This is a genomic window from Nocardioides sp. CPCC 206347 (assembly GCF_048654605.1).
In the GTDB taxonomy this organism is placed as follows: Bacteria; Actinomycetota; Actinomycetes; order Propionibacteriales; family Nocardioidaceae; genus Nocardioides.
Genome location: NZ_JBMCYZ010000005.1, coordinates 242,346 through 267,240 on the forward strand (window position 1 = coordinate 242,346; position 24,895 = coordinate 267,240).

Sequence of the window (24,895 nt, forward strand, 5' to 3'; positions counted from 1 at the left end):
CGTCAGGCGCTGAGCGACATCGGGCCGTAGACCTCGCGGTCGACCTCGAACAACGTCACCTGGGCGACGCCGTACTCGGCCAGCTCGGCCCAGATCTCGCCGACCCACGACTCGGCGTCACCCTGGCTGGGGAACGTCTTGTCGGCGTACTCCTCGGCACCCTCGCCCTCGAGGGTGACCTCGGCGCCGGACGCGTCCTCGAGCCGCCAGTGCCACGGCTGCTCCGGCACGGCGGGCGGACGGAAGGTGGACGGCTGCTCCGGGAGGATCATTTCGGGGTCCCTGCGGTGTTGTCGGACGGAGGAGCGAAGCGGGGGAGATCGAGAACACCGTGGGGTGATTTCATGACTCACGCACCGAGGGGGTGACGAACGGCGGCTTGGTGATCTGGAAGACCTCGTTGCGGCCACGCACGTCGACCATCACCTCGGCCTCGTCGTTGACCGCACTGGCGACCAGGGCCAGGCCGATGCCCTTCTTCAGCGTCGGCGAGAAGGTGCCCGAGGTGACCTCGCCGAGGGGTACGTCGCGCAGCAACCGGACGCTCATGTGCGGGCGCGGGATGGCCCGGCCCGTAGACACGATGCCGACGAGCTTGCGCTGCGGACCGGCCTCGCGCTCGGCGAGCAGCCTGTCGCGCCCCCAGAACGCCGGCTTCTTCCAGCCGACGGCCCAGCCGAGGCGCGCCTCGTTGGGGGTGATCGAGGACGAGATGTCCTGGCCGTGCAGCGGGTAGCCCATCTCGGTGCGGAGGGTGTCGCGGGCGCCGAGGCCACACGGGGTCAGGCCCACGGCCTCGCCGGCGGCCAGCAACCGGTCCCACAGCGCCACGGCCACCTTGGACGAGGCGATCAGCTCGTAGCCGCGCTCCCCCGTGTAGCCGGTGCGGCAGACGATGACGAGCGCGTCGGGGTCCGGGTCGGCGTCGTCGGCCTCGAACGGAGCCTCGACGAACGTGAGGTAGTCATGGCCCACGGGAAGGCCCACGGCGGCGACGACCTCGTCGGACTTCGTGCCCTGGATCGCCAGCACGACGTAGTCCTGGTGGTGGTCGATGACCTCGACGCCCTCGGGCGCGGCGTCGGCCAGGCGGCGTCGTACCTCCTCGTTGTTGGAGGCGTTCGGGACGACGAGGACGTGCTCGTCGTCGCGGTAGTAGGTGAAGACGTCGTCGATGATGCCGCCGGTCTCGTCGTCGACGACGAGGCTGTACTGCGCCTTGCCGGGGCCGATCCGGTGCAGGTCGTTGGTCAGCGTCGAGTTGAGGAACTCCACCGCACCCGGGCCCCGCACGACGAGCTTGCCGAGGTGGCTGACGTCGAAGATGCCGACGCCCTCGCGCACCGCGGCGTGCTCCTTGACCACTCCCGTCGGGTACTCCAGCGGCATCGACCAGCCGCCGAACTCGGAGAACTTCGCGCCGAGCGCAACGTGCCGGTCATGGAGCGGGGACTGCAGGGGGGTCGCATCAGCCATGACCGGAATCTATTGCATTCCCCGAACACGTCGGCAGCACCCGCTCGATAGGCTCTGGCGGTGACGTCCTTTGCCCTGCGAACTGCCAGTCCTGCCAAGACCCGTGCGGAGGCTGTCGTCGTCGGGGTGCTGCCGGACGGCGTCCTGGCGCCAGGTGCGGAGGACGTCGCGGCGGCGTACGGGCGCAAGCTCTCCGGCCTGCTGGCCACCGTCGGCGCGAAGGGCAAGCCGGGCGAGGTCACCAAGGTCCCGACCGCCGGCGTCATCTCCTCGCCCCTGCTCGTGCTGGTCGGCCTCGGCGCCGACCCCGGTCCGGCAGAGGTACGACGAGCGGCCGGCAATGCCGCGCGCGCCGTCACCAACGCGGCGTCGGTCGCACTGGCACTGCCTGCGGACAGTCCCGAGCTCGTGCGCGCCGTGATCGAGGGCTACCGCCTGGGCGGCTACGCCTTCACCGCCTACAAGTCGAAGCCCGGTACGCCGACCACCCCGGCCGAGATCGTCGTCCTGACCCCTGCAGCCCGCCGGGCCGAGGTGGTCGCCGCGGTCGAGCCGGCCCAGATCGTGGTCGATGCCGTGCTCGCCACCCGCGACTGGGTGAACACTCCCCCGGCCGACCTGACCCCGCCGATGTTCGCCGACGCCATCACCGCAGCGGTGAAGGCAGGCAACAAGCAGGTCCCCAGCGGCGGCACCAAGGTGAAGGTCGACGTCCTCGACGAGGTGCGACTGGCCGAGCTCGGCTGCGGGGGGATCCTCGGCGTCGGCGCAGGTTCTGCTGCACCGCCGCGCCTGGTCGAGTTGTCCTACCGCCCCAAGGACGCGGTCCTGCACATCGCGCTGGTCGGCAAGGGCATCACGTTCGACTCCGGCGGCCTGTGGATCAAGCCCGCCGCCAGCATGGGCACGATGAAGGAGGACATGGCCGGGGCCGCCGCCGTCGTGCAGGCGATGATCGCCGCCGCCCGCCTCGACCTCCCGGTCCGGATCTCCGGGTTCGCCGCGCTCGCCGAGAACATGATCGGCGCCGCCTCGATGCGCCCCGGTGACGTGCAGACGATGTACGACGGCCAGACCGTGGAGATCGGCAACACCGACGCCGAGGGCCGGCTGGTGCTTGCCGACGCACTCGGTCGCGCGGTCGAGTGCGCGCCGGACCTGGTCATCGACATCGCCACCCTGACCGGCCACATGGTGATGGCGCTCGGCGACAAGATCGCCGGTGTGATGGGCGATGACGCCGTCGTTGAGCAGGTGCTCGCCGCCGCCGAGTCCGCGGGCGAGGACGCCTGGCCGATGCCGATCCCGGACTTCATGGACGAGCGGATCCGCAGCAGCAAGATCGCCGACCTGTCGCAGTACGACGGCATCCGCTGGGGCGGCGGGATCTTCGCCGCGGCGTTCCTGCGCGAGTTCACGGGCGGGCTGCCGTGGGGACACCTCGACATCGCCGGGCCGACGTACAACCGCGGCGGCCCGAACGGCCACTGGACCTCGGGCGCGACCGGCTACGGCGTCGCGACCCTCGTCGAGCTGCTCAGGGCGTCGGCGGCCGCTGCTGCTTCTGCTGCTGCCTGACCCGGGAGTTGTAGTCGCGCATCCGCTGCGGCACACCGACCACCGCGGCGTCGTACGACGGGATCTGGTGGCGGTTGCAGAAGTCGTGCGCCCACTTGACCGACGGGACCCGTCGGCGGGTCCACTCCCCGTCGTGCGCGACGAGGAGGAGCGTCACGTCGCTGACGGCGGTACGCGGCTCGACGAACCCCTCGACGCCGCGTCGCTCGCCCACCCAGGTCTGCAGGTGCAGCTCGTCGGTACGGTCCGATGCGCGCACACGGGTGGAACCCGTACGCGCCTCTGCCGTGGGGTTACTCATGCGTACCTTCGAGCCCCTGCGGAATCGATCGAACCAAGCCATGCAGACAGTTTGCCCGATCGATGGGTGGCTGGTTGCCAGATGCTTCAGTCGTGGTGCAAGGATGAGGTCCATGGCGACCGAAGTCACTCTTCCCGCGCTCGGTGAGTCCGTCACCGAGGGCACCGTTACTCGCTGGCTCAAGCAGGTCGGCGACCAGATTGCGATCGACGAGCCGCTGCTCGAGGTCTCGACCGACAAGGTCGACACCGAGATCCCTTCTCCGGTCGCGGGCACGCTTCTCGAGATCAAGGCGGCCGAGGACGACACGGTCGAGGTCGGTGCCGTTCTCGCCGTGATCGGTGAGGCCGGCGAGGCCCCCGCCGAGGCGCCTGCTGCGCCCGCCGAAGAGGCGCCGGCAGCTCCGGCTGCCGAGGAGCCGGCCGCCCCGGCACCGGTCGAGGAGGCACCTGCTGCGCCGGCACCCGCCGAGGCACCCGCCGCTGAAGCTCCCGCTGCCGAGGCACCCGCTGCCGGCGGCGCCGCCAGCGGTACGGCGGTCACGCTCCCCGCGCTGGGCGAGTCCGTCACCGAGGGCACGGTCACCCGCTGGCTCAAGCAGGTCGGTGACGCCGTCGCCGTCGACGAGCCGCTGCTCGAGGTGTCCACCGACAAGGTCGACACCGAGATCCCGTCTCCGGTCGCGGGCACGCTGCTCGAGATCAAGGCTGCCGAGGACGAGACCGTCGAGGTCGGCGCCGAGCTGGCCATCATCGGTTCCGGTACGCCGGCGGCCGCTCCGGCTGCGCCCGCTGCCCCTGCTGCGCCGGCTCCCGCCGAGGCACCTGCCCCGACGCCGCCGCCGGCTCCGGCCGCACCCGCCCCCGCACCCGCCGCGCCCGCCCCGGTCGACAACGCTCCGGCACCTGCTGCTCCGGCGCCCGCTGCTCCGGCACCCGCTGCTCCGGCACCCGCTGCTCCGGCTCCGTCTCCCGCCGCCTCCGAGGACGGCCCCGGCTACGTCACTCCCCTGGTCCGCAAGCTCGCCGCCCAGCACGGTGTCGACCTCGCCCAGGTGAGCGGCTCGGGCGTCGGCGGACGGATCCGCAAGCAGGACGTCCTGGACGCTGCGGCATCGCTCAAGGCTGCCGCTCCGGCGCCCGCCTCTACTGCACCGGCTGCGGCCGCTGCTGCTCCCGCCGCGTCGGCCAGCCCGTCGCCGCTGCGTGGCCAGACCGTCAAGGTCAGCCGCCTGCGCAAGATCATCGCCGAGCGCATGGTCGACTCGCTGCACGTCTCGGCACAGCTCACGCAGGTCGTCGAGGTCGACGTCACCAACATCGCCCGCCTGCGCGAGAGCGCGAAGGCCGACTTCCTGGCCCGCGAGGGCGTGAAGCTGACCTACCTGCCCTTCTTCACCAAGGCAGCGATCGACACTCTCAAGCACCACCCGTCGCTGAACGCCACGATCGACCTGCCGGCCGGCGAGATCACCTACTACGACCGCGAGAACGTCGCGTTCGCCGTCGACACCGAGAAGGGCCTGCTGACGCCGGTCGTCAAGGACGCCGGCGACCTCTCGATCTCGGGCCTGGCCAAGAAGATCTCCGACGTGGCCGAGCGGACCCGCACGAACAAGATCGGCCCGGACGAGCTGTCCGGCGGAACGTTCACGATCACCAACCTGGGCAGCTTCGGCGCCCTGTGGGACACCCCGATCATCAACCAGCCGCAGGTCGCGATCCTCGGCCCGGGTGCCGTGGTCAAGCGTGCGGTCGTCATCGATGACGACGACCTGGGCGAGACCATCGCGGTGCGCCACATGGTCTACCTCGCGCTGACCTACGACCACCGCGTGGTCGACGGGGCCGACGCCGGTCGCTTCCTGCGCGACCTGAAGAAGCGCCTCGAGTCCGGCCAGTTCGAGGTCTGAGCACCACGGAAGCCCCCGGCACCGCGCAAGCGGGCCGGGGGCTTTCGCGTTGCCGGTCGGACTACTGGGTCGTGGCCCGCAGGGTGACCTCGAAGGTCGTCCTCACCCGCTGACCGCCGACCTCGACGGTCGTGTCGCCCTCGGTGGAGGACCTCGCGACCGCCGGCCCCAGCAGGCCGGTCTGCCCGCGGACAGTGCCGGTCGACGTACTGCTTCCCTCGATGACCTTGCCGGCGAGGGTGTCGCCCGGCTCGGTGACCTGGGTGGCCCGGACGGAGACGGCGTAGCCGGCGTCGGTGAGCTCGGTCAGCCGGTACGTCGAGACGACCCCCACCTTGCTGCCGCCGACACTGATGGCGGACGCCACCTTCCAACGGGCACCGACACCGATCTCCTCGGTGGGGAACGCGACGGCGAGGGCGGAGCCCTGCGAGACGACGTCCTCGAGGATCCTGCCGACGACGTCGGGGGCGTCGTCGCCGACCTCGACGTCTCGCGACGTGACCGCGCCGGACCGGTCGTACCCGACCCGGGCGGTCACGCCGTCGAGGTACCCCAACGCCTTGCGGGCCTGGTCGAGCGCGTCCTTGCGCAACCCGCCGCCGGCAACGGTCGCCTTCCCGTAGACCACCTCGACGGTCACCCCGTCGTCGGTGACGTCCGCGACGGTGCTCGTGAACGGGATGGTCATCGGCACGGTGATCGGCGGCGAGGACATGAAGTCGACCGAGGTCGTCGACGTCAGCTCGAGGGTGCTCGTCTCCATGTGCCCCTCCTCGACGTCGAGCGCCACGACTCGGCGCGGTGCGGCGCCCGGCTCCACGAGGGTCACCACGGCCGGGGCGACCGGCGCGGGTGCGTCGCCGGTCGCCGTCGTCGGGGCCGACGGGTCAGCACTCGGGCTCTCGGCGTCGTTGCAGGCCGACAGGGCGAGCACGGCGACGACAGCAACGGCCAGCGAGAGGCGGCGGGGACGTGCGACAGGCATGGGTCTCCTCGGATGGGTGCGCCGCCACAGGGTGCCACGCCCGTGCACGCCTTGGGGCGCGGTGGGAGGGTTTGACCATGACCACGCCCGCAGGACTGTCCGTCGTCGTCGCAGGTTCGTCCGGGTTCCTCGGGAGCCACCTGTGCACCGAGCTCGAGGCTCGCGGCCACGAGGTGACCCGACTGGTTCGCCGTGAGGCGCGCGGGCCGGGTGAGTCGACGTGGGACCCGCAGGGCGGCGTGGTGGACGCAGACGTGATCGGCGCAGCCGACGTGGTCGTCAACCTCGCTGGCGCACCCCTGATCGGCAACCCGCACTCGAAGAGCTGGGCCGAGGCCGTGCGCACCAGCCGCGTCGCCACGACGAGCACGATCGCCACCACGATCGCTGCCGTCGCGGAGCCACCCGCGCTGGTCAACGCCTCCGGCGTCAGCTGGTACGGCGACCACGGCTCCGCGGTGCTGACCGAGTCCTCCGACAGTCGTGGTCACGCCCTGCTCACCCGGGTCTGCCGGGAGTGGGAGGCGGCGGCCCAGCCGGCGATCGGCGCCGGCGCCCGCGTCGTACTGCTCCGGACGGCGCCGGTCCAGGACCGCACCAATCCGCCGCTGCAGCAGCAGCGACTGCAGTTCAAGGCCGGACTCGGCGGCCGCCTCGGCAACGGGCACCAGCACACCCCGCTGATCTCCCGGCGCGACTGGGTGGGTGCGGTGGCCTTCCTGGTCGAGCACCCGACTGCGTCCGGCCCAGTGAACCTCTGCTCCCCCACGACGCCGACCAACGCTGACTTCACCAGGACCCTGGCCGGTCTCGTGCACCGACCGGCGTTCTTCGCGGTGCCGTCGCCGGTGCTGAAGGTGGCTGCCGGCGCCATGTCCGACGAGGTCCTCGGGTCGATGAACCTGCGCCCGCAGGCCCTGCTCGACCTCGGCTATCAGTTCGAGGACCCGGACGTCGCCGCCGTGCTCGCCACCGGGCTCTCCTGAGCCGAGGCCAGCAACCACCGGCCGCCGGTCCTGCGGAACACCAGCGTCCGCGTGGACGCCTGGTCACGAGGCAAGGCCTGCCGCCCGCCCGAAGTGACGGCCACTGCACCGACCAGACGATCCGTCACGACCAGCACCAGCCGCCGTTCGCTCCGCTCCCGCAGCTCCACGGCGAGCACCTGCATCGACATCCCCTCGACCCGCAACCCGCGTTCGCGCCAGGCCCGGAGCATGGCGACGTCGGTCGCGCCGGCACGGGAGCCGGCGACGTACAGCCCGGCCAGCACGTCCGGATCACCCGACGACCACGCCGCCGCCCGGGCCCGGTCCCAGTCGCGGAGGACCGCCAGCGAGCTGACCGCGCGCACCACGCTCACCGTCGCGGCCTCGGGAGCCACCACGGCTGCGGGCGCCCTCACCTGCGGCGCCGACGGCGCGGCGCCGCGCAACGCTGCTCCGACCACCAGCGCGCCGAGCACCAGCACGCCCACCAGCACGGCCGCGCTCGCGAGGAGCCGTCGCGATCCCGAGATCCGCATGCCCTGTTCCTACGCCAGATCGGGCGGACGTGCATCCGGTCATCCACAGGCACCGGAGTAACCTCGGGACCGTGGAGTTCCGTGAGGTCGGCCTCGGCGCCGAAGCACTCGAGTACATGGCCGCGTGGGAGCTCCAGCGGGAGGTCCACGAGAAGGTCGTCGCCGGCACCACGCCCGACACCGTCCTGCTGCTCGAGCACCCGCCCGTCTTCACCGCCGGCAAGCGCACGCTCCCGCAGGACCGGCCCCTGGACCCGGGCGGCGCGGCCGTCATCGACGTCGACCGCGGCGGCCAGATCACCTTCCACGGCCCGGGCCAGCTCGTCGGCTACCCGATCGTCCGGCTGCCCGACCACGTCAAGGTGGTCGACTACGTGCGCCGTGTCGAGGAGGCGCTGATCGCGGTCTGCACCGACTTCGGCGTCACGACCGCGCGCGTTCCCGGACGCAGTGGCGTCTGGCTCAAGGCCGACGACCGCGGCCCCGAGCGCAAGATCGCGGCCCTCGGCATCCGGGTCCGCCGCGGCGTCACCATGCACGGCTTCTCGCTGAACTGCGACGTCGACCTCGGCTGGTACGACCGCTTCGTCCCGTGCGGCATCAACGACGCCGGCGTCACCTCGCTCAGCCAGGAGCTCGGCCGCGACGTCCCCGTCACCGAGGTCCTCGACGTGGTACGACGACACTTCAGCGAATTGCTGGCGTGGGGCCCCTACGAGGCGACACCGGACTACGAGCCGCGCCCGGACCCGGCGAAGACCGGCGGCGTGGCGCTCCTGAGTTACCCCGCCCGCTGACCCTATACTCGGTATCTATTGGCCGCTCGGGCCACCGGATCCCAAGGGGCCAACGTGAGTGATCTCGTCATCGAGACCAGCGGACTGCGCAAGGAGTTCCGTACCCGCAAGGGCGGCCTGCGGGTCGCCGTACAGAACCTCGACCTGGCGGTTCCCGCCGGCGGCGGCGTGCACGGATTCCTCGGCCCGAACGGGTCGGGCAAGACCACGACCATCCGGATGCTGCTCGGCCTCGCACGCCCGACGCGCGGCACCATGCGGCTCTTCGGCGAGCCGGTGCCCGAGAAGCTGCCCCAGGTGATCGGCCGCGTCGGTGCGGTGGTCGAGTCCCCGAAGTTCTCCCCCAACTTCACCGGCCAGGTCAACCTGCGCCTGCTCGCGGACGCGATCGGCGCACCCCGCTCACGCGTCGAGGAAGCCCTCGCGACGGTGCAGCTCGACGGTCGCGAGAAGGACCGTTACAAGGGGTACTCGCTCGGCATGAAGCAGCGCCTCGCGATCGCCGCGACGCTGCTCAAGGACCCGCAGCTGCTGATCCTCGACGAGCCCACCAACGGCCTGGACCCGGCCGGCATCCGCGAGATCCGCGAGACCATCCGCAGCCTCGGCGAAGCCGGCGTCACCGTGCTGCTGAGCTCGCACATCCTCGCCGAGGTCCAGCAGGTCTGTACGTCGGCCACCATCATCGGCAACGGCAAGCTGCTCGCATCCGGACGCGTCGAGGACCTCCTCGGCAGCAGTACGGCGTTCCGGGTCGTCGTACCGGAAGCCGGCCGGGCGCTGGAGGTGCTCGGCGCGGCCGGGCTGGACGCGACCGCAGAGCAGGACGCGATCCGGGTCGAGACCGAGGACGCCGCGCGGATCACCCAGGTGCTCGGCGAGGCCGGCGTCTGGTTGACGGAGCTGACCCCGCTACGGCCCGACCTGGAGACCTTCTTCCTCGCCCTGACGGACGCCGAGCGACTCGGAGCCGACTCATGAACGCCTTCCTCCGCCTGGTCCGCGTCGAGCTGAGCCGGCTGCTGCACCGCCGGGCCGCACTGGTCCTCGTCGCCGCCTGCCTCATCGTCCCGACGATCATCGGCGTCATCCTCGTCATCGACACCCTCCCGCCGTCGGCAGCCGAGATCGCCCAGGCCGAGCAGCAGATGGAGGCCGAGCGCAACAACCCCGGTTTCGAGGAAGGTGTCGCGCAGTGCGTCGCCAACCCCCAGGAGTGGGGCGGCTACTCCCCTGACATCGCCCCGGGGTCGGAGGAGGCCGAGAAGGCCTGCCGGTCCGACATGGAGCCGCGGCTCGAGAACTACCTCTACTCCTCGCAGCTCGACCCCGCCCAGGAGCGCGACAGCGGCTCCGGCATCGCGATCACGCTGATCCTCGCGATGGCGATGATGCTCCTCGGCACCACCTTCACCGGCCACGACTGGGCCAGCGGCTCGGTGAGCAACCAGCTGCTGTTCGAGCCGCGACGACTCCGTGTCTGGTTCGCCAAGGCGCTCGTGGTCACCGGGACGGCAGTCGCGCTCGCGACGGTGGTCCTGACGTCGTACTGGCTGGCGATCGGGGCGGTGGCCCGATCACGTGACCGACTGCCCGACGGCGTACTCCTCGACTGCCTGCAGATGGGCTGGCGCGCGGCCGGCGTCGCCGGTGTCGCGGCGCTGCTCGGGTTCGCCCTGACGATGTTGTTCCGCAGCACCGTGGCCACGCTCGGCATCCTGTTCGGCATCGCCCTGGCCGGCGGGATCCTGCTCGGCGTGCTGGGCGTGGGTGACCGCTGGAACCCGGCGCTCAATGTCGGTGCGGTGATCACCGATGGCATCGAGTACTACGCCGAGGTGCCGTGCTCGCAGAAGGCCATCGAGGAGATGGGCGGCGACTACGGCTACTGCTCCGAGGAACGCACGCTGACCTTCGCGCAGGGCGCCGGCGTCCTCGGTACGGCGGTCGGCGCGTCCTGCCTCGCATCGCTGCTCTGGTTCCGTCGCCGCGACGTCCCGTAGGGCCCCGGCGCGATGCCGGTCCGGCATCGGGTGCGGAGTACCCTGACGAGGTGACTGCTGTTCCCGATGGCCGGAAGCTCCTGCGACTCGAAGTACGCAACGCGGAGACGCCGATCGAACGCAAACCGTCGTGGATCAAGACCACCGCCCGGATGGGTCCGGAGTACACCGCGCTGCAGAAGCTGGTGAAGTCCGAGGGCCTCCACACGGTCTGCCAGGAAGCCGCCTGCCCCAACATCTTCGAGTGCTGGGAGGACCGCGAGGCGACCTTCCTCATCGGTGGTGACCAGTGCACGCGACGCTGCGACTTCTGCCAGATCGACACCGGCAAGCCGGAACCCCTGGACCGCGACGAGCCGCGCCGGGTCGCCGAGTCGGTCCAGAAGATGGGCCTCAAGTACGCCACCATCACCGGCGTCGCGCGCGACGACCTGCCCGACGGCGGCGCCTGGCTGTACGCCGAGACGGTGCGCGTCATCCACGAGATGAACCCCGACACCGGCGTCGAGAACCTGATCCCCGACTTCAACGGCATCCCCGAGCTGCTGCAGGAAGTCTTCGAGTCCCGCCCCGAGGTGCTGGCCCACAACGTCGAGACGGTGCCGCGGATCTTCAAGCGGATCCGTCCCGCGTTCCGCTACGAGCGTTCCCTCGACGTGCTGACCCAGGCCCGTGCGTTCGGGCTGGTGACCAAGTCGAACCTGATCCTCGGCATGGGCGAGACCCGCGAGGAGGTCTCCCAGGCCCTGCGCGACCTGCACGGCGCCGGGTGCGAGCTGATCACGATCACCCAGTACCTGCGTCCTTCGCTGCGCCACCACCCCGTGGAGCGGTGGGTCAAGCCGGAGGAGTTCGTCGAGCTCGCGGCCGAGGCCGAGGAGATCGGATTCGCCGGAGTCCTCTCAGGACCGCTGGTCCGTTCGTCGTACCGTGCGGGTCGGTTGTACGGTCAGGCGATGTCCGCGCGCAGCGCGACCGCAGAAGCCACTGCCTGAGGAGACAGCAGCACCTATGTCGAACACCCCTCTCGACCCGTCAACGATGAGCCGCCGCAAGCAGATCGTCGAGACGTACAAGATGGCCCGCAAGGTCGACAAGCCCATCCTGTGGTGGATGATCGGCGCCTTCGTGGTCGCCGGTGGCCTTGCCCTGGCGCTCTTCCGCTTCGTGCTGCCGCACAACGACTCGGTCTTCAGCTGGATCCTTGCCGGCCTCGCGACGTTCCTGGTCGGCCTGCTGGCCGTCACGATCGTGTTCGGCCGCCGTGCCCAGAAGGCAGCGTTCGCCCAGCTCGAGGGCCAGGTCGGCGCCGCCGCCCGCGCCCTGTCGATGCTGCGTCGCGGCTGGGTGCTCGAAGAGGTCGTCGGCTTCACCAAGCAGCAGGACATGGTCCACCGCGTGGTCGGCCCTCCCGGCATCGTCCTGGTCGGCGAGGGCAATGTCGGCCGCCTCAAGCCCCTGATGATCAGCGAGGCCAAGAAGCACGAGCGGGTCGCCGGCGGCTTCCCCGTGCACGAGATCATCGTCGGCAACGACGAGGGCCAGGTCCCGCTGAAGAAGCTGGTTCGCCACGTCCAGAAGCTCGGCCGCCAGGTCAAGCCCGCCGAGATCACCGAGCTCCGCCAGCGCCTGCGCGCCCTGGACGCCCAGCGCCCCAAGGTCCCGATCCCCCGCGGCCCGGTCCCGAACTCGATGAAGGGCCAGCGCGGCAACCTCCGCGGCCGCTGACCCTTCGCGCCGACCGCCACCGTTGGTCGAGGAGGTTGCGCAGCAACCGTCTCGAGACCCAGGGGTCTGTCCACAGCCTCACCCGTCCGAGTAGCGACGCTCCCCCACGTCGGGATACCGTCGCTCCGCGCCCTGGTCCGGGCGCAGCACTCTCGGGAGGACCCCTTGCGCCCACTCCGCGCTGCTGCCACCGCACTCGTGGCCGTGCTCGCCCTGTCCAGCTGTGACGGCGGCAGCGACCCCGCCGACCCGTCACCCACGGCCCAGCCGTCCGCCTCCTCGTCGGAGCCGAGTACGACGCCACCGACCGAGAAGCCGGTCGAGCCGGTGCTGCCCGCGGCTGCCACCAAGGCCACCGAGGCCGGGGCTCGGGCGTTCATCACCTACTACTTCGACGTCATCAACTACGCCCAAGCGACCGGCGAGGTAAGCACCCTCAATGCCCTCTCCGCATCGACGTGCGGCGCATGCGAGGACCTCGCCGAGCGACTCCGGAACCAGTACGAGGACGGCGGACGTATTGACGGAGGCGTCAACTCTCTGAAGTCGATCAGCGCGACAGAGGTCACGACAACGTCAAAGGCCGCGTACGGCTTCCAAATGAAACTCGACGTCTTCCACGACGAGCAAACTCTCACCGACAGCGACGGAGACACAGAGGAACGAGGCGCTGCAACCAATGCTTTCACCGCGCTGATCATGTGGGCTGATGGCCGGTGGCGCCTCGACGTCCTGCAGGTGGGCTGAAATGACCAAGGTCGCCTCGCTGCTGCTCCTGATCCTCGCCGTGGCGATCGCGGCACCAGCCAATGCAGACGAGAACGATCCGCCTCCCGCAACGTCGTCAGCGACGGGTGAGGTTTCGTCGGACAGTTTGCTGGTCGAGGTAGTCGAGCAAGCGGACGACAATGCGCAGACCGGCGGCGCTGACGCAAGCCACTCGTCCGACGGTCAGCCTGTGTTCACCGCAGGTGGTCAGGCTTGTTCCGGGGCTGAGCAAGTAGTCACGGTGAACGACGGGAGCGTGCTGCCCTTCGGCTTCTGCTTACCGCCCGACTCTGGGCCGGAGGTCCTCACCGTCAGCATCGTCCGCACCGCGTTCGCTGAGCTCAAGCTCCCCGCGGCCAAGCTCGTGATCCAGCCGCCGGACGGGCTGACCCTGGTCAACTTCGACACGAACTTCTACACGACCAGCACCCGGCCGATCAGCCGCACGGTCACGCTTCTCGGTCAGCAAGTCACCCTTGAGGCGACACCGGCCGAGTTCCACTGGATCTTCGGCGACGGCCAGTCGTTGGCGACGTCCGAGCCGGGGGCGCCGTACCCGGACCTCACGATCACCCACAACTACCTGCGGACGGGCACCTATCAACCGAGCCTGGACACCGTCTTCACCGGGCGCTTCCGCGTCGGCGGCGGGCCGTGGCGACAGATCCCGGGCACGGTCACCATCAACGGCGCTGGTCAGGCCTTGCGCGCCATCGAGGCCCAGCCCAAGCTCGTCGGGTACTGAGCGCTACTTGGTCAGCGACCGGAGCGTCGCGAAGGTGACCGTCGACGTACCCGCGAACAGGTCGTGCAGGCCGCGACCGTCGGAGCGGAAGACCAGTGGCGGGATCACCAGGGCCACGAGCACCTGACGCCCGAAGGCCTTGAGCGGGTTGAGCTTTCGCAGGTGCCCGTCCGCCGGTACGACGCACAGCCCGGTCAGCAGCTTGCCGATGGAACCGCCGGCCAGCCAGGTCGTCAGGGCGGTCTCGACGACGTACACGGCCAGGACCAGGACCGAGGCGATCGAGCCGGGTTCGGTGTACTCGTCGAGGCCGAAGATGGCGATCACGACCAGCGTGCACAGCATCCAGTCCACGAGCAGGGCGAGGATGCGGCGGCCCCAGGAGGCGGTCTCGAACATGGCTCAACGCTAGCGGTGCAGGTCACACACTCTGTAACACCCCCGTAACACAAGGGCGTTCTCGTGTAACGCGCGTTACCTACTGTGAGGACTTCGATGATCGGGCGGCATTGCGCCGCCAATGCGAAGGGACTGTGTGTCATGACTGCGAACCCGACCCGCCTGGGTGCGATCCGTGAGATCGAGGCCAACGAGACCCCGACGGCGTTCTTCGACGTCGCCGAGGAGACCGGTGCGGTCTTCGGGGAGAACGTCTTCGGCCTCTCGGTGATGCAGAAGCGCCTCCCGAAGTCGGTGTACCGCGCCGTGTCCGCGACCATCCAGAACGGTGACCGCCTGGACCCCGCCCTCGCCGACATCATCGCCAAGGCGATGAAGGACTGGGCGATGGAGAAGGGTGTGACGCACTACGCGCACGTCTTCTACCCGCTGACCGGCCTGACCGCCGAGAAGCACGACTCGTTCATGGAGCCGGTCGGCGACGGCACGGCCGTGTGGGAGTTCTCCGGCAAGACGCTGGTCCAGGGCGAGCCCGACGCGTCGTCGTTCCCCAACGGTGGCATCCGGGCCACGTTCGAGGCCCGTGGCTACACCGGCTGGGACGTCCAGTCCCCCGCGTACATCCTCGAGAACCCCAACGGCAACACCCTGTGCATCCCGACGATCTTCGTCTCGATGACCGGCGAGGCGCTCGACCACAAGACCCCGCTGCTGCGCGCCGAGGCGGCCATGTCCGCCCAGGCCCGACGCGTCCTGGGCCTGTTCGGCCACAAGGACATCGACAACGTCGTGTCCTTCTGTGGCCCCGAGCAGGAGTACTTCCTGGTCGACACGTCGTTCGTGAACTCGCGCCCCGACCTGCTCAACGCAGGCCGCACCCTGTTCGGCGCCAAGCCGCCGAAGGGCCAGGAGTTCGACGACCACTACTTCGGTGCCATCCCGGAGCGCGTCCTCGGCTTCATGCACGACACCGAGCGCGCGCTGTTCAAGCTCGGCGTCCCGGCCAAGACCCGTCACAACGAGGTCGCGCCCGGCCAGTTCGAGATCGCCCCGGTCTTCGAGCGCGCCAACCTGGCCTCCGACCACCAGCAGCTGCTGATGTCGACGTTCCGCTCGATCGCCAAGCAGCACGGCTTCGAGTGCCTGTTCCACGAGAAGCCGTTCGCCGGCGTCAACGGTTCGGGCAAGCACGTCAACTTCTCCTTCGGCAACGGCAACCAGGGCAACTTCCTCAGCCCCGGCGACAACCCGCACGACAACGCCCAGTTCCTGGTGTTCTGCGCCGCGATCATCCGCGCGGTCCACCTGTACGGCGGCCTGCTGCGCCTGTCGATCGCCTCGGCCGGCAACGACCACCGCCTGGGCGCCAACGAGGCCCCGCCGGCGATCATCTCGATCTTCCTCGGCGACCAGCTGGCCGACGTGTTCGACCAGATCGCCAAGGGTGGCGGCGCCACGTCCTCGAAGCAGAAGGGCGTCCTGTCCGTGGGCGTCGACGCGCTCCCCGACCTGACCAAGGACCCGGGCGACCGCAACCGGACCTCGCCGTTCGCCTTCACCGGCAACCGGTTCGAGTTCCGCGCGGCCGGCTCCAACCAGACGGTGGCCGCCCCGATGACCGTGATCAACACGATCATGGCCGAGGCGCTCGACTTCTGCGCGACCGAGCTCGAGACCGCGGTTGCCGCCGGCACCGAGTTCAACGACGCCGTCCAGGCGCTGCTGAAGAAGATCATCGAGGACCACGGCGCGGTCGTGTTCAACGGCAACGGCTACTCCGAGGAGTGGCACGCCGAGGCGGCCCAGCGTGGCCTGAAGAACCTGCGTACGACGGTCGACGCCCTGCCCGAGTACCTCACCGCCGAGGCCCGTGAGCTCTTCACGAAGTACGCAGTCCTCAACGAGGCCGAGCTCGAGTCGCGCTTCGAGGTCGGTGTCGAGCAGTACGTCATGGTCGTCAACGTCGAGGCCAACCTGACCGAGGAGATCGCCAAGACGACGATCCTCCCGGCCGCGGTTCGCTACCAGACCGAGCTCGCGGGCAACGTCGCCGCGCTCAAGGCTGCCGGCGTCGACGCCGACACGACCGACCTGCTCGCCGTCTCCGAGCTCATCGCCGCGCTCCGCGCTGGCATCGCCGAGCTCCAGGCTGCCCAGGCCGGCGCGCACGCCAGCGAGGGCATCGAGGAGGCGACGTACCACCGCGACGCGATCCTCCCGGCCATGCTGAAGGTCCGCGAGGCGGCCGACGCGCTCGAGGCCGTCGTCGCTGACGACCTGTGGTCGCTGCCGACGTACCAGGAGATGCTCTTCATCCGCTGATTCCCTGCGGTCAACGAACTGCCCTCGTCCCCTCCCGGGGACGGGGGCAGTTCGCGTTCCCGGTTTTGTTTACATGGACGAAACGTTGGGGGTGATGCGTGCGCAAGGAGCCATTCGGTAGGTTGCCGGGGAGATCGAACTGACTGACCGATGGCTGGGGGCTCCGCCACAGCCGAGGAGGAACGAATGTTCAACAACAGCGAAGACCTGCTCAAGTTCATCAAGGATGAATCCGTCGAGCAGGTCGACGTCCGCTTCTGCGACTTGCCGGGCATCATGCAGCACTTCACGGTGCCGGTCTCGTCGTTCGACCAGTCCGTCTTCGATGACGGCCTCGGCTTCGACGGCTCCTCGATCCGTGGCTTCCAGGCCATCAACGAGTCCGACATGGCACTGTTCCCGGACCCGACGACCGCCTACATCGACCCGTTCCGCAAGTCGAAGACGCTGGTCGTCAACTTCTTCATCCACGACCCGATCACGGGTGAGCCGTACTCCCGCGACCCGCGCAACATCGCGAAGAAGGCGCTTGCCTACCTGGCGAGCACCGGCATCGCCGACACTGCGTTCTTCGCCCCCGAGGCCGAGTTCTACATCTTCGACAACGTCCGTTACTCGACCGGTGTGAACGAGAGCTACTACCACATCGACTCGGTCGAGGGCTGGTGGAACTCGGGCAAGGAGGGCGACAACCTCGGGTACAAGACCCGCCTCAAGGGCGGCTACTTCCCCGTGGCGCCGTACGACCACTACACCGACCTGCGTGACGAGATGGTCCTCAACCTCGAGGCCTCCGGCCTGCAGGTCGAGCGCGCCCACCACGAGGTCGGCACGGCCGGTCAGGCGGAGATCAACTACCGCTTCGACACGCTGCTCAAGGCCGCGGACGATGTCATGAAGTTCAAGTACATCATCAAGAACACCGCGTGGGAGAACAACAAGTCCGTCACGTTCATGCCGAAGCCGATCTTCGGTGACAACGGCTCGGGCATGCACGTCCACCAGTCGCTGTGGAAAGACGGCTCGCCGTTGTTCTACGACGAGACCGGGTACGGCGGCCTTTCCGACATGGCGCGCTGGTACATCGGCGGCATCCTCAAGCACGCCCCGTCGCTGCTGGCGTTCACCAACCCGACGGTGAACTCCTACCACCGCCTGGTGCCGGGCTACGAGGCCCCGATCTCGCTGGTCTACTCCTCGCGCAACCGTTCGGCGTCGGTCCGGATCCCGATCACGGGCACCAACCCGAAGGCGAAGCGCATCGAGACCCGGTTCCCCGACCCGTCGGCGAACCCGTACCTCGCGTTCTCGGCGCTGATGCTCGCCGGCCTCGACGGCATCCAGAACAAGATCGAGCCGGCCGCACCGATCGACAAGGACATCTACGAGCTCCCGCCGGACGAGATGGCCGAGATCGCCCAGGTCCCGACCTCGCTCGGTGCCGTGCTCGACGCCCTCGAGGCCGACCACGACTACCTGACGGTCGGCGACGTGTTCACCCCCGACCTGATCGAGACGTGGGTGGACTACAAGCGGGTCCACGAGATCGCTCCCGTGCAGCTGCGGCCGCACCCGCACGAGTTCGAGCTGTATTACGACATCTAACCGGGCCTCCGGCTGCGGTTATTCAGCAACGCCGAACGACCGCAAAGAACAGCCGCTGACCTGCGCAAACGCCGCCGAGCGACCTTTTGGTCGTTCGGCGGCGTTTGCTGTTGGTAGCCGCTCGTCTGTTACAAATCCGGTACAAATTTGGGTAGCGCCATCCCCTGCCACACGGTCCTCAGAGGCCTCCCCGGGTAGGTCTCGGCCCGCGTCGGTTGCCCGAACCACCAGCCTGGCATCGCACAGTTCGGCGACCACCGCCGCGATGCCCGAGCCATCTTGGTGCCACATCATTTCCACCGACGTGATCGCTCCCATGCCGCCGTCGGACATAGGTGCCCGTAGACCAACTGTCCGTCAACGCCGCGAGGAGGGGCTTGATGATGGCAACGAACTCGAACGTGCCGGCTATGGAACCGGGAGTCTTTGGGCCGCGGCGGCGCGGAGGCCGCGGCAGCCGGCCACCCAGGCTGGTCGACGCCCAAGAGCTGTGGGACATCGACGATGTCGCGTCCTACCTTGGCGTGACCAAGCAAACCATCTACTCCTGGCGGACGACGAGCTACGGCCCCACCGGCTTCCGTGTCGGAAAGCACCTGCGCTGGCGGGCAGCAACCGTGATCAACTGGACGGTGCAACTCGAGGAGAATCAGTGATACCGAGAGGCCATCAGCCTCAGGCGGAATCGGTTCCAGCGCCATCAGGCCGCAGATGCTCGTCAGCAATGCTGGTCACCCCGTCGGACTCTGCCAAGGACAGCCATGGCCAGCATTAGTCCCGGTAGGCCAGCGGACGACGGGAGCCCTCGTTACGTTGTGAACTATCGAGATCCCGAGGGGCGGCAGCGCCGGAAGACCTTCAGACGCAAAGCCGAGGCGGTCGCGTTCCGCAACACCGTTGAGGCGGACAAGCTCCGTGGAACCTACCTTGATGTCGACGCCGGCAGGATCTCGTTTCGGGCCTATGCCGAGGAGTGGCTCGACAGCCGGACCTTCAGTCCACTGACCTATGAGGCGACTGAGTTGCGCCTCAGGCTCCACGTGTTCCCGACGCTGGGACACCTCGAACTGCGACAGATCAAGCCGTCGACGATTCAGAAGCTCCTGCGATCGATGGAGATGGCCGAGACCTACCGGCGCGTCATCTTCTCCAACGTGTCTGCCATCTTCTCGGCTGCGGTCGACGACGACATGATTGCCAAGAATCCGTGCAAGGCCAGTTCAGTGACAAGGCCCGCAACGTCGCGCCGCAAGGTGGTGCCTTGGCCGTCCGAATGGGTCTCCTCCATGCACGACGCACTCCCGCCCCAATACAGGATCGCAGTCACGTTAGGTTCGGGGCTGGGACTACGCCAAGGCGAGGTATTCGGGCTCGCGGTCGAGGACATCGACTTCCTCCGCGGGGTCGTCGAAGTCAGGCGACAAGTCAAGGTGTTCGGAGGAAACCGCCTCGTCTTTGGCCTGCCGAAGGGCGATAAGACCCGCACCGTCCCCCTGCCCGAGAGCGTCGCAACGGAACTCAGCAGCCACCTCGCCAACTACCCGCGACGTAGCGTCACGCTGCTGTGGGGAACACCCCAGGCGAACACGAAATCGAGCGCAGGACTCATACTCACCACACGCGAGCGTTCTGCACTCAACCGCAACTACTTCAACACACGGCTCTGGAAGCCCGGCCAAGCCCATGTGGGCATCGAGCAATCGCGTGACAACGGCATGCACGCCCTACGCCACTGGTACGCCTCCGTGCTCCTAGACGCCGGCGAATCGATTCGCGCTGTGTCCGAGTACCTCGGCCACAGCGACCCCGGCTTCACCCTGCGCACCTATACCCATCTCATGCCCAGCAGCACGGAGCGAACCCGGGCAGCAGTGGATGCGGCCTTTGCAGCCGGGCGCCACGTGGGAGAAAGGGTCGACAGAGAACTCGAGCAACCCTCTCGCGGCTAGCAGGCGCCAACCCGAACCAACGGCTTGTCTTGGAGCCGCCGGCCCACTGTCCGTCACCGTCGCTCCCGCCCTACGGTCCGACAACGTGACCAGCTCCCACGCCCGTCGCGATCGGCGCTGACGCCCCTTCGCACCTGGATGGCAGAATCCCGGTGATGACTACGCCAGACCCCTACTCCACTGCGGCCGGCTGATCGGGTGGCTGCACGATCCTGGCGCGACAAGCGCATCGACGACCTCCTGGTGGCCGTCTCCGACCTCGGCATGACGATGTCCCGCTCCGCTGCCGGCGAGTTGCTCGACGAACGGGTTCAGTTCGTCGCCGAGCAGATGCGCGTCACAGACACCACCGCCCGCCGGTACCTCACCGACGACGCCCTCGCCGGCATGGCCAGGGAGATCGTCTTCGGCTTCGTCGAAGAGACACCGGGTGCGGACCTGATGAGCGCACCGCGGACCGCCGCGGTTCCCGTGAGGTTCGCCGGGAGGGTCTTCGCGGGGTTGGGCGAGGTTGTCCGCATCCTCCTCGTCGAGCGCGACGATCTTGAGCACACCCGCGATCGGGTGGCTCAGATCGCACACGCGCAGAGCTATCTCGGCCTGCTGGTCCACGATCAGGTGGCCACCACCGGCTTCTATGACGAGCCGTCGGTCCAGATGCCCCCGGCACTACTCCTGCGCGTGGCGCGCATCCTGGAGACCGCCGCGGACCTGGTGGAGGATGGCCTGATCGGCTACCAGGTTGATCCGGAGGAGAGCGCTGGGATCCCATCAGCATTCCGCCGCGACGTTCGCCTGATGCGCACCATGGCTGGGCAGGAGTCGAACGCGTGACCGAGACCGAAGCACGAGTCCTCACCCTGTACGCCACGGTGCAGGAGATCCCGCCCGACCACCGCGGGCGGCTACACCCTCGGCCGAGACGAGTTTGACCGTCGAGGACTCCGACTACGAGCGGGCGCTCGCGGCCGCCCGACGCCGCGTTCGTGACGGGTGGCGAATCATCGCTCTGCGAGTCGAGCGCAACTAGCAGCGGATCCGATGCCGCCCGGGCCTCTCCGCCGGTGCGCTCCGCGTTCTGCGGCACGACGGCGGCGGACCGGTCGGCTCGCCTGCCGCGCCGCCGATCTGGCGAAAGCCCTCACACAGCTGATCGCTCCCAAGGTCCGGGATCACCTAGGTGACCAAACAGAGGAGGACCAATGAGCACTTCACCCGCGGAGCAGCCGGGCCCCGGCATTGTCACCTTCACCCAGCAGGGCGACCGCGCCCTCGATCGCCTCGCCGCAGATCTGGTCGACCACTGCGACGGCTCCACCGCCAGCATCGCCGACATCCTCGAACAGGTCCTGTCGGCCGATATCGCCGAGCTTGCGGACAAGCTCGGCGAATCCCTCGTCGCCGGCGAGGCCGGCGCAGCCCCCGAGAGTCCCGACCATGCAGCCCGTCGACGCCTCGGCGCCGACCGGTCCACTGCCGGCGGCGATCTTCCCCCGCCACCCCGGATCGGCCGTTGACACGCCGGTCACACACGCGGAGCTCCTCCCGCCGAGTGACCCGACTGCCACCTAGACTGACCTAGAAAACTCTCTAAATCTAGGTGAGTCTAGGAAGGGTGGCGCTGGTGGATCAGAGCCCGTACACGCCCGGTGCTGGCCACAACCCGCCCGTCCTGGCAGGACGCGACGGCCTTCTCCGTGACTGGCACTTGGTGCTCAACGACATTGTCACTGGCGGCCGCGTCCGTGCCCAGGACATGATCCTTGCTGGCCCGCGCGGCGTGGGGAAGACCGTCACGGTGAGCGCGTTCGCGGACCTGGCCAAGGAGCAAGGCTTCGAGGTGGTCAACCTCCAGGCTGTGTCGGGTCACGCTGGTCTGGTAGAGGCGCTGCTCCAGCGCGCTCGCACCCGCATGGCCGAGGAGGCCGGCCCATGGCAGCGCGCCCGCAAAGCCTTCGAGCGGATCGGTGGGGTCAACCTCAGCATCGCGGGCATCGGTGCCGGGATCTCCACTCGCCAATCCGACGCCGCAGCACCAGGCTTGGACGCAGGAACGCTCGCTGACGCCCTGGCCACGCTGGCGGCCGAAGTCCGCAAGGACGCCCACAGCGGCGGCCTGCTGATCACCGTTGATGAGCTCCAGGTCGCCTCTGGGCCCGACCTCGCCCTGCTCGCGGCGACGCTGCACCGACTCAACGTCGACCGCCCCTCCGCGCCGGTCCTCTTCGCCGGCACCGGACTGCCCTTCACTCCCGATGCGCTCCGCAAGGCTGGCGTGACCCATCCTGACCGCCTCTTCGTGCTGGAGCCCATCCCCCTCACCCTCGAACCCGATGACGCCCGCTACGCCGTGGTGGAGCCAGCACGCCAGGCCGGTGTCGCGTGGACCCCCGAGGCGGCGGCAGCCGTGGTCGAGGCCAGCAACGGCTACCCGGCCCACCTGCAGCTGTTCGCCCACGCCATCTGGACATCCGCGCCCGGGCCCGACCAGATCACCCTCGGCGACGTCGAAGCCGCACTCCCCCAGATCGCCGACATGCTCGAGCGCCGCACCCTTGGCCCCCGCTGGGACCGAATCAGCGATCGACAGATGGAGTTCCTTGCCGCCCTCGCTCTGCACGGCGGGCGCGCCACGACAGCCGCGATCGCCAAGACCCTCGGTCGCTCCCAGCAAGAGCTGTCCTGGCTCCGTGAGGAGCTCATCGAGGAAGGCGACGTCTACGCACCCAAGCGCGGCCAACTGGCGATGGCGGTCCCGCTCTTCAACCGCTACGTTCTGAGCCACTACGAACGCACGCGGCCCGAGGCAACGACCGAACTGCTGAGCCTGCAGAAGATGATCGCGAACGCCGGGCTGGATCCCTCAGCAGCACACGCGGGCCCGGACATGCTGCGCCGAAGCGAGCAGAACGAAACCCGCCAGTTGCCACCGCCCAGCGGCGGATCTGGACGGCCGCGTTCCTGAGTGGCGACGCGCACTCAGAAACAACCGTGGTGGCAACACAGCCTGGAGCGGGCCGAACACGGACCGCATGGGCCCTGTCACGTCGGGCAGCAGCGCGGAAAGGGGCTGCGGCGGCGCGACGTCGGCCAGCTCGCCGAGCAACTCGGAGTCGTCTGCCGTCAGTGTCTCCATCGTCGGGGCGCAGTAGGCGCTCCACTCGCTGACCGCCGCGGCGAGACGACGATAGGCCTCGACATCCTGGGGCGCTGAACCACGCCGCGGCGGACATCCCGACGCGCCGCGCGATCAAGGCCGCTTAGTCGTCCATGGCTGCTCAAGTCTCCCGCCCCGCAGGCAGCGCGCGCCCCTTCCCCGTTGTCCACAGGCTCGACGCCGGCGGCGATCGCCGGCCGGTGAGATCCGCGAGACTCAAGTCCTACCTCTCGGCAGGAAGGCACCTGGTGGACGACAACGACCAGCTCGAAGCAGGCGGACACGCGACGGCGGCCCGCGAGCACGTCTACGGCTTCAACCGCGCCACGATGTGGGAGCGCGACCAGATCCCGGCCGAGGCCTCGGACCAGCTGGCGGAGTTCGCCGACCTCGCGGCCGCACTCCCCCAGGCCTTCTCGCAGCTTTCCAGCACGCTTGAGCAGGCCCTGGCTCACCAGGCGCTCAGCATGGATGCGATGACCGACGAGTCGGACCCGGCGATGGCAGTCGACGTCGCCCGCCTCCACCTCGAGGAGGCCCGCGGTCTCGCGGTCGACCTCCACAAGCACCTCAACGCCGCGCGGAACGCCACCGCGCACGTCATCAGTCAGGGCGTCGACGACGGCCAGGAGTCGATGCCCTGGGACCAGCCCTGACGCGGCCGCGCTGAGCATCCGCGGGATTTCTTTGCGTCGGGTGATCGCCCCGGCGGGTCGACCTTCCTTTGGTGACTGAGAGATGACCCCGGTCCACCAAGGAGCTGTCCGTGAGCACGCCCACCGATTCCCCGTCCGCCGCGGCCGACCGTGACCCGGTTCACGAGGCCCGCGCCCACCTCGAGCAGGCCCTGGCTGCGCTCGATCGACTCCGCGAGGTTCTGCCGCCTCCCACCGCTCCCCCGCCCGAAATCGGAGGTGGTGAGTCGGCATGACCACCGACACGACCCTGAGCGCCGCCGACGCCGTGTTCGAGGCGGAGCAGGCCGTGAGCCGGGCCTGCTGGGTCGTGGAGGAGCTCCAGGAGACGATCGCCTCCGCGCTCCGCGTGCTCGACGACGCCGAGCTCGACTCGGCCAAGGCCAAGCTGTCCGAGCGCGGCTCCTTCTACCTCGAGGCCGCCGGCGAGCACTTGGGACGGTTGCGCACGCGGTGCAACGACATGCCTGAGCTCACTCACGACCTGTTGGTGCACCTCAACCGCGCCTCGCAGTCCGTCACCGATGCCCGCACCCTCCTCGACCTGGCTGACACCTCCGATCCGGTCATTGCCAGCGAGGTCGCGCAGCTCAAGCCGCGCATCGCGGTCGTCGGCGAGATGGTCGCCTTGGCCAAGCCGGTGGCCCAGCTGGCTGCCCAGCACGTTGAGACTGCGCAGCAGGCCAGCCGGGACGTGACTGCCATGGGCCTGCTGGAGCCGGTCAGCCTGGAGCGCAGCATTGCGACCGCCGGCAAGGAGCTCGGCCGCGCCGACGAGGACGTGCGCCTGCTCGGCAATGTCGTCGACCATGCAGCGGCCAGCGCCCGGGAGTCGGCCGGGATCGCCAGCGAGATCACCGACAACGCCCGCCGGCGGATGGCCGAGCAGAGCCGGGACCCGATCCCGAGCGCCTCGTCCCCGGCGCCCAGGTCCCCGGGTCGGTAGG

Annotated in this window: 26 protein-coding genes; 20 read left to right on the plus strand and 6 right to left on the minus strand. The window is 69.2% G+C overall.

Going from position 1 to position 24,895, the window contains the following annotated elements; genetic code table 11:
• Positions 1-2: 2 nt before the first annotated feature.
• Together ACOACQ_RS18090 and gcvT are read right to left on the minus strand one after the other, a co-directional pair.
• On the minus strand, positions 3-272 hold the full coding sequence (locus ACOACQ_RS18090; protein WP_420288970.1) for a hypothetical protein: 270 nt from the start codon (positions 270-272) through the stop codon (positions 3-5).
• A 70-nt stretch (positions 273-342) separates the two neighbouring features.
• The gene (gcvT, locus tag ACOACQ_RS18095; RefSeq protein WP_420288971.1) at positions 343-1,476 is read right to left on the minus strand and encodes a glycine cleavage system aminomethyltransferase GcvT; all 1,134 of its coding nucleotides are present in this window, start codon (positions 1,474-1,476) and stop codon (positions 343-345) included.
• Between the two features lie 60 nt (positions 1,477-1,536).
• Here gcvT and ACOACQ_RS18100 point away from each other — a divergent pair, with 60 nt between their 5' ends.
• Complete coding sequence (locus tag ACOACQ_RS18100; RefSeq protein ID WP_420288972.1) at positions 1,537-3,054, plus strand: leucyl aminopeptidase; 1,518 nt, start codon at positions 1,537-1,539, stop codon at positions 3,052-3,054.
• Here ACOACQ_RS18100 and ACOACQ_RS18105 read toward each other — a convergent pair.
• Positions 3,014-3,355: a hypothetical protein gene (locus ACOACQ_RS18105; RefSeq protein WP_420288973.1), complete on the minus strand. Its 342-nt coding sequence runs from the start codon at positions 3,353-3,355 to the stop codon at positions 3,014-3,016. The two genes, ACOACQ_RS18100 and ACOACQ_RS18105, sit on opposite strands and share 41 nt — an antisense overlap.
• Before the next feature lie 112 nt (positions 3,356-3,467).
• Between ACOACQ_RS18105 and sucB the strand changes: the two genes are divergently transcribed.
• Positions 3,468-5,267, plus strand: a complete 1,800-nt coding sequence (sucB, locus tag ACOACQ_RS18110) for a 2-oxoglutarate dehydrogenase, E2 component, dihydrolipoamide succinyltransferase (RefSeq protein ID WP_420288974.1) — start codon at positions 3,468-3,470, stop codon at positions 5,265-5,267.
• A gap of 61 nt (positions 5,268-5,328) precedes the next feature.
• Here sucB and ACOACQ_RS18115 read toward each other — a convergent pair whose 3' ends face one another.
• Entirely contained in the window at positions 5,329-6,255 is a 927-nt protein-coding gene (locus ACOACQ_RS18115) for a hypothetical protein (protein WP_420288975.1), read from the minus strand.
• 77 nt (positions 6,256-6,332) lie between these two features.
• On the opposite strand from ACOACQ_RS18115, the gene ACOACQ_RS18120 reads away from it, so the two are divergent.
• Entirely contained in the window at positions 6,333-7,241 is a 909-nt protein-coding gene (locus ACOACQ_RS18120; RefSeq protein WP_378601657.1) for a TIGR01777 family oxidoreductase, read from the plus strand.
• Here the strand turns inward: ACOACQ_RS18120 and ACOACQ_RS18125 are convergent.
• A complete protein-coding gene (locus ACOACQ_RS18125; RefSeq protein WP_420288976.1) occupies positions 7,190-7,780 on the minus strand; it encodes a hypothetical protein in 591 nt (196 codons plus the stop codon). The genes ACOACQ_RS18120 and ACOACQ_RS18125 overlap by 52 nt on opposite strands.
• Before the next feature lie 41 nt (positions 7,781-7,821).
• On the opposite strand from ACOACQ_RS18125, the gene lipB reads away from it, so the two are divergent.
• From lipB to ACOACQ_RS18160, 7 genes are all read left to right on the plus strand, one after another.
• Complete coding sequence (gene lipB / locus ACOACQ_RS18130) at positions 7,822-8,577, plus strand: lipoyl(octanoyl) transferase LipB (protein ID WP_378602079.1); 756 nt, start codon at positions 7,822-7,824, stop codon at positions 8,575-8,577.
• 54 nt (positions 8,578-8,631) lie between these two features.
• Positions 8,632-9,558 carry an ABC transporter ATP-binding protein gene (locus ACOACQ_RS18135; protein ID WP_378601661.1) on the plus strand — a complete coding sequence of 309 codons (927 nt, stop codon included), beginning with the start codon at positions 8,632-8,634 and terminating at the stop codon, positions 9,556-9,558.
• Positions 9,555-10,580 carry a hypothetical protein gene (locus ACOACQ_RS18140; RefSeq protein ID WP_420288977.1) on the plus strand — a complete coding sequence of 342 codons (1,026 nt, stop codon included), beginning with the start codon at positions 9,555-9,557 and terminating at the stop codon, positions 10,578-10,580. The genes ACOACQ_RS18135 and ACOACQ_RS18140 overlap by 4 nt, the downstream gene beginning before the upstream one ends.
• A 50-nt stretch (positions 10,581-10,630) precedes the next feature.
• A complete protein-coding gene (gene lipA / locus ACOACQ_RS18145) occupies positions 10,631-11,575 on the plus strand; it encodes a lipoyl synthase (protein WP_378601665.1) in 945 nt (314 codons plus the stop codon).
• Positions 11,576-11,591: 16 nt separating this feature from the next.
• A complete protein-coding gene (locus ACOACQ_RS18150; RefSeq protein ID WP_378601666.1) occupies positions 11,592-12,308 on the plus strand; it encodes a DUF4191 domain-containing protein in 717 nt (238 codons plus the stop codon).
• Positions 12,309-12,512: 204 nt separating this feature from the next.
• A complete protein-coding gene (locus tag ACOACQ_RS18155) occupies positions 12,513-13,055 on the plus strand; it encodes a DUF6318 family protein (RefSeq protein WP_420288978.1) in 543 nt (180 codons plus the stop codon).
• A gap of 262 nt (positions 13,056-13,317) precedes the next feature.
• Entirely contained in the window at positions 13,318-13,821 is a 504-nt protein-coding gene (locus ACOACQ_RS18160; RefSeq protein ID WP_420288979.1) for a PKD domain-containing protein, read from the plus strand.
• 3 nt (positions 13,822-13,824) lie between these two features.
• Here the strand turns inward: ACOACQ_RS18160 and ACOACQ_RS18165 are convergent, their stop codons facing one another.
• Complete coding sequence (locus ACOACQ_RS18165; protein WP_378601672.1) at positions 13,825-14,220, minus strand: RDD family protein; 396 nt, start codon at positions 14,218-14,220, stop codon at positions 13,825-13,827.
• 141 nt (positions 14,221-14,361) lie between these two features.
• Between ACOACQ_RS18165 and ACOACQ_RS18170 the strand changes: the two genes are divergently transcribed.
• The 10 genes from ACOACQ_RS18170 to ACOACQ_RS18215 all read left to right on the plus strand — a co-directional run bounded on the left by ACOACQ_RS18170 (position 14,362) and on the right by ACOACQ_RS18215 (position 24,894).
• Entirely contained in the window at positions 14,362-16,542 is a 2,181-nt protein-coding gene (locus ACOACQ_RS18170) for a glutamine synthetase III (RefSeq protein WP_378601674.1), read from the plus strand.
• 186 nt (positions 16,543-16,728) lie between these two features.
• Positions 16,729-18,147: a type I glutamate--ammonia ligase gene (gene glnA, locus ACOACQ_RS18175; RefSeq protein WP_378601676.1), complete on the plus strand. Its 1,419-nt coding sequence runs from the start codon at positions 16,729-16,731 to the stop codon at positions 18,145-18,147.
• A gap of 380 nt (positions 18,148-18,527) precedes the next feature.
• Positions 18,528-18,803, plus strand: a complete 276-nt coding sequence (locus tag ACOACQ_RS18180; RefSeq protein WP_378601678.1) for a helix-turn-helix transcriptional regulator — start codon at positions 18,528-18,530, stop codon at positions 18,801-18,803.
• A gap of 159 nt (positions 18,804-18,962) precedes the next feature.
• Positions 18,963-20,096, plus strand: a complete 1,134-nt coding sequence (locus tag ACOACQ_RS18185; RefSeq protein ID WP_378601680.1) for a site-specific integrase — start codon at positions 18,963-18,965, stop codon at positions 20,094-20,096.
• Between the two features lie 198 nt (positions 20,097-20,294).
• Positions 20,295-20,930: a hypothetical protein gene (locus tag ACOACQ_RS18190; protein ID WP_420288980.1), complete on the plus strand. Its 636-nt coding sequence runs from the start codon at positions 20,295-20,297 to the stop codon at positions 20,928-20,930.
• Positions 20,931-21,298: 368 nt separating this feature from the next.
• Entirely contained in the window at positions 21,299-21,613 is a 315-nt protein-coding gene (locus ACOACQ_RS18195) for a hypothetical protein (RefSeq protein ID WP_378601688.1), read from the plus strand.
• Between the two features lie 107 nt (positions 21,614-21,720).
• Positions 21,721-23,061: an ATP-binding protein gene (locus ACOACQ_RS18200; RefSeq protein ID WP_378601691.1), complete on the plus strand. Its 1,341-nt coding sequence runs from the start codon at positions 21,721-21,723 to the stop codon at positions 23,059-23,061.
• A 440-nt stretch (positions 23,062-23,501) separates the two neighbouring features.
• Positions 23,502-23,909 (plus strand): hypothetical protein, encoded by a 408-nt coding sequence (locus ACOACQ_RS18205; protein WP_378601694.1) that lies wholly within the window; start codon positions 23,502-23,504, stop codon positions 23,907-23,909.
• 110 nt (positions 23,910-24,019) lie between these two features.
• Entirely contained in the window at positions 24,020-24,184 is a 165-nt protein-coding gene (locus ACOACQ_RS18210; RefSeq protein ID WP_378601697.1) for a hypothetical protein, read from the plus strand.
• Positions 24,181-24,894: a hypothetical protein gene (locus tag ACOACQ_RS18215; RefSeq protein WP_378601700.1), complete on the plus strand. Its 714-nt coding sequence runs from the start codon at positions 24,181-24,183 to the stop codon at positions 24,892-24,894. The genes ACOACQ_RS18210 and ACOACQ_RS18215 overlap by 4 nt, the downstream gene beginning before the upstream one ends.
• Position 24,895: the final 1 nt, after the last annotated feature.

Coding starts and splice junctions, on each gene's coding strand:
- ACOACQ_RS18140 (WP_420288977.1), top strand. CDS start 9,555: ATGAACGCCTTCCTCCGCCTGGTCCGCGTCGAGCTGAGCCGGCTGCTG.
- glnA (WP_378601676.1), top strand. CDS start 16,729: ATGTTCAACAACAGCGAAGACCTGCTCAAGTTCATCAAGGATGAATCC.
- ACOACQ_RS18120 (WP_378601657.1), top strand. CDS start 6,333: ATGACCACGCCCGCAGGACTGTCCGTCGTCGTCGCAGGTTCGTCCGGG.
- ACOACQ_RS18125 (WP_420288976.1), bottom strand. CDS start 7,780: ATGCGGATCTCGGGATCGCGACGGCTCCTCGCGAGCGCGGCCGTGCTG.
- ACOACQ_RS18215 (WP_378601700.1), top strand. CDS start 24,181: ATGACCACCGACACGACCCTGAGCGCCGCCGACGCCGTGTTCGAGGCG.
- ACOACQ_RS18105 (WP_420288973.1), bottom strand. CDS start 3,355: ATGAGTAACCCCACGGCAGAGGCGCGTACGGGTTCCACCCGTGTGCGC.
- ACOACQ_RS18170 (WP_378601674.1), top strand. CDS start 14,362: ATGACTGCGAACCCGACCCGCCTGGGTGCGATCCGTGAGATCGAGGCC.
- ACOACQ_RS18090 (WP_420288970.1), bottom strand. CDS start 272: ATGATCCTCCCGGAGCAGCCGTCCACCTTCCGTCCGCCCGCCGTGCCG.
- ACOACQ_RS18150 (WP_378601666.1), top strand. CDS start 11,592: ATGTCGAACACCCCTCTCGACCCGTCAACGATGAGCCGCCGCAAGCAG.
- ACOACQ_RS18195 (WP_378601688.1), top strand. CDS start 21,299: ATGAGCACTTCACCCGCGGAGCAGCCGGGCCCCGGCATTGTCACCTTC.
- ACOACQ_RS18165 (WP_378601672.1), bottom strand. CDS start 14,220: ATGTTCGAGACCGCCTCCTGGGGCCGCCGCATCCTCGCCCTGCTCGTG.
- sucB (WP_420288974.1), top strand. CDS start 3,468: ATGGCGACCGAAGTCACTCTTCCCGCGCTCGGTGAGTCCGTCACCGAG.
- ACOACQ_RS18180 (WP_378601678.1), top strand. CDS start 18,528: ATGATGGCAACGAACTCGAACGTGCCGGCTATGGAACCGGGAGTCTTT.
- ACOACQ_RS18115 (WP_420288975.1), bottom strand. CDS start 6,255: ATGCCTGTCGCACGTCCCCGCCGCCTCTCGCTGGCCGTTGCTGTCGTC.
- gcvT (WP_420288971.1), bottom strand. CDS start 1,476: ATGGCTGATGCGACCCCCCTGCAGTCCCCGCTCCATGACCGGCACGTT.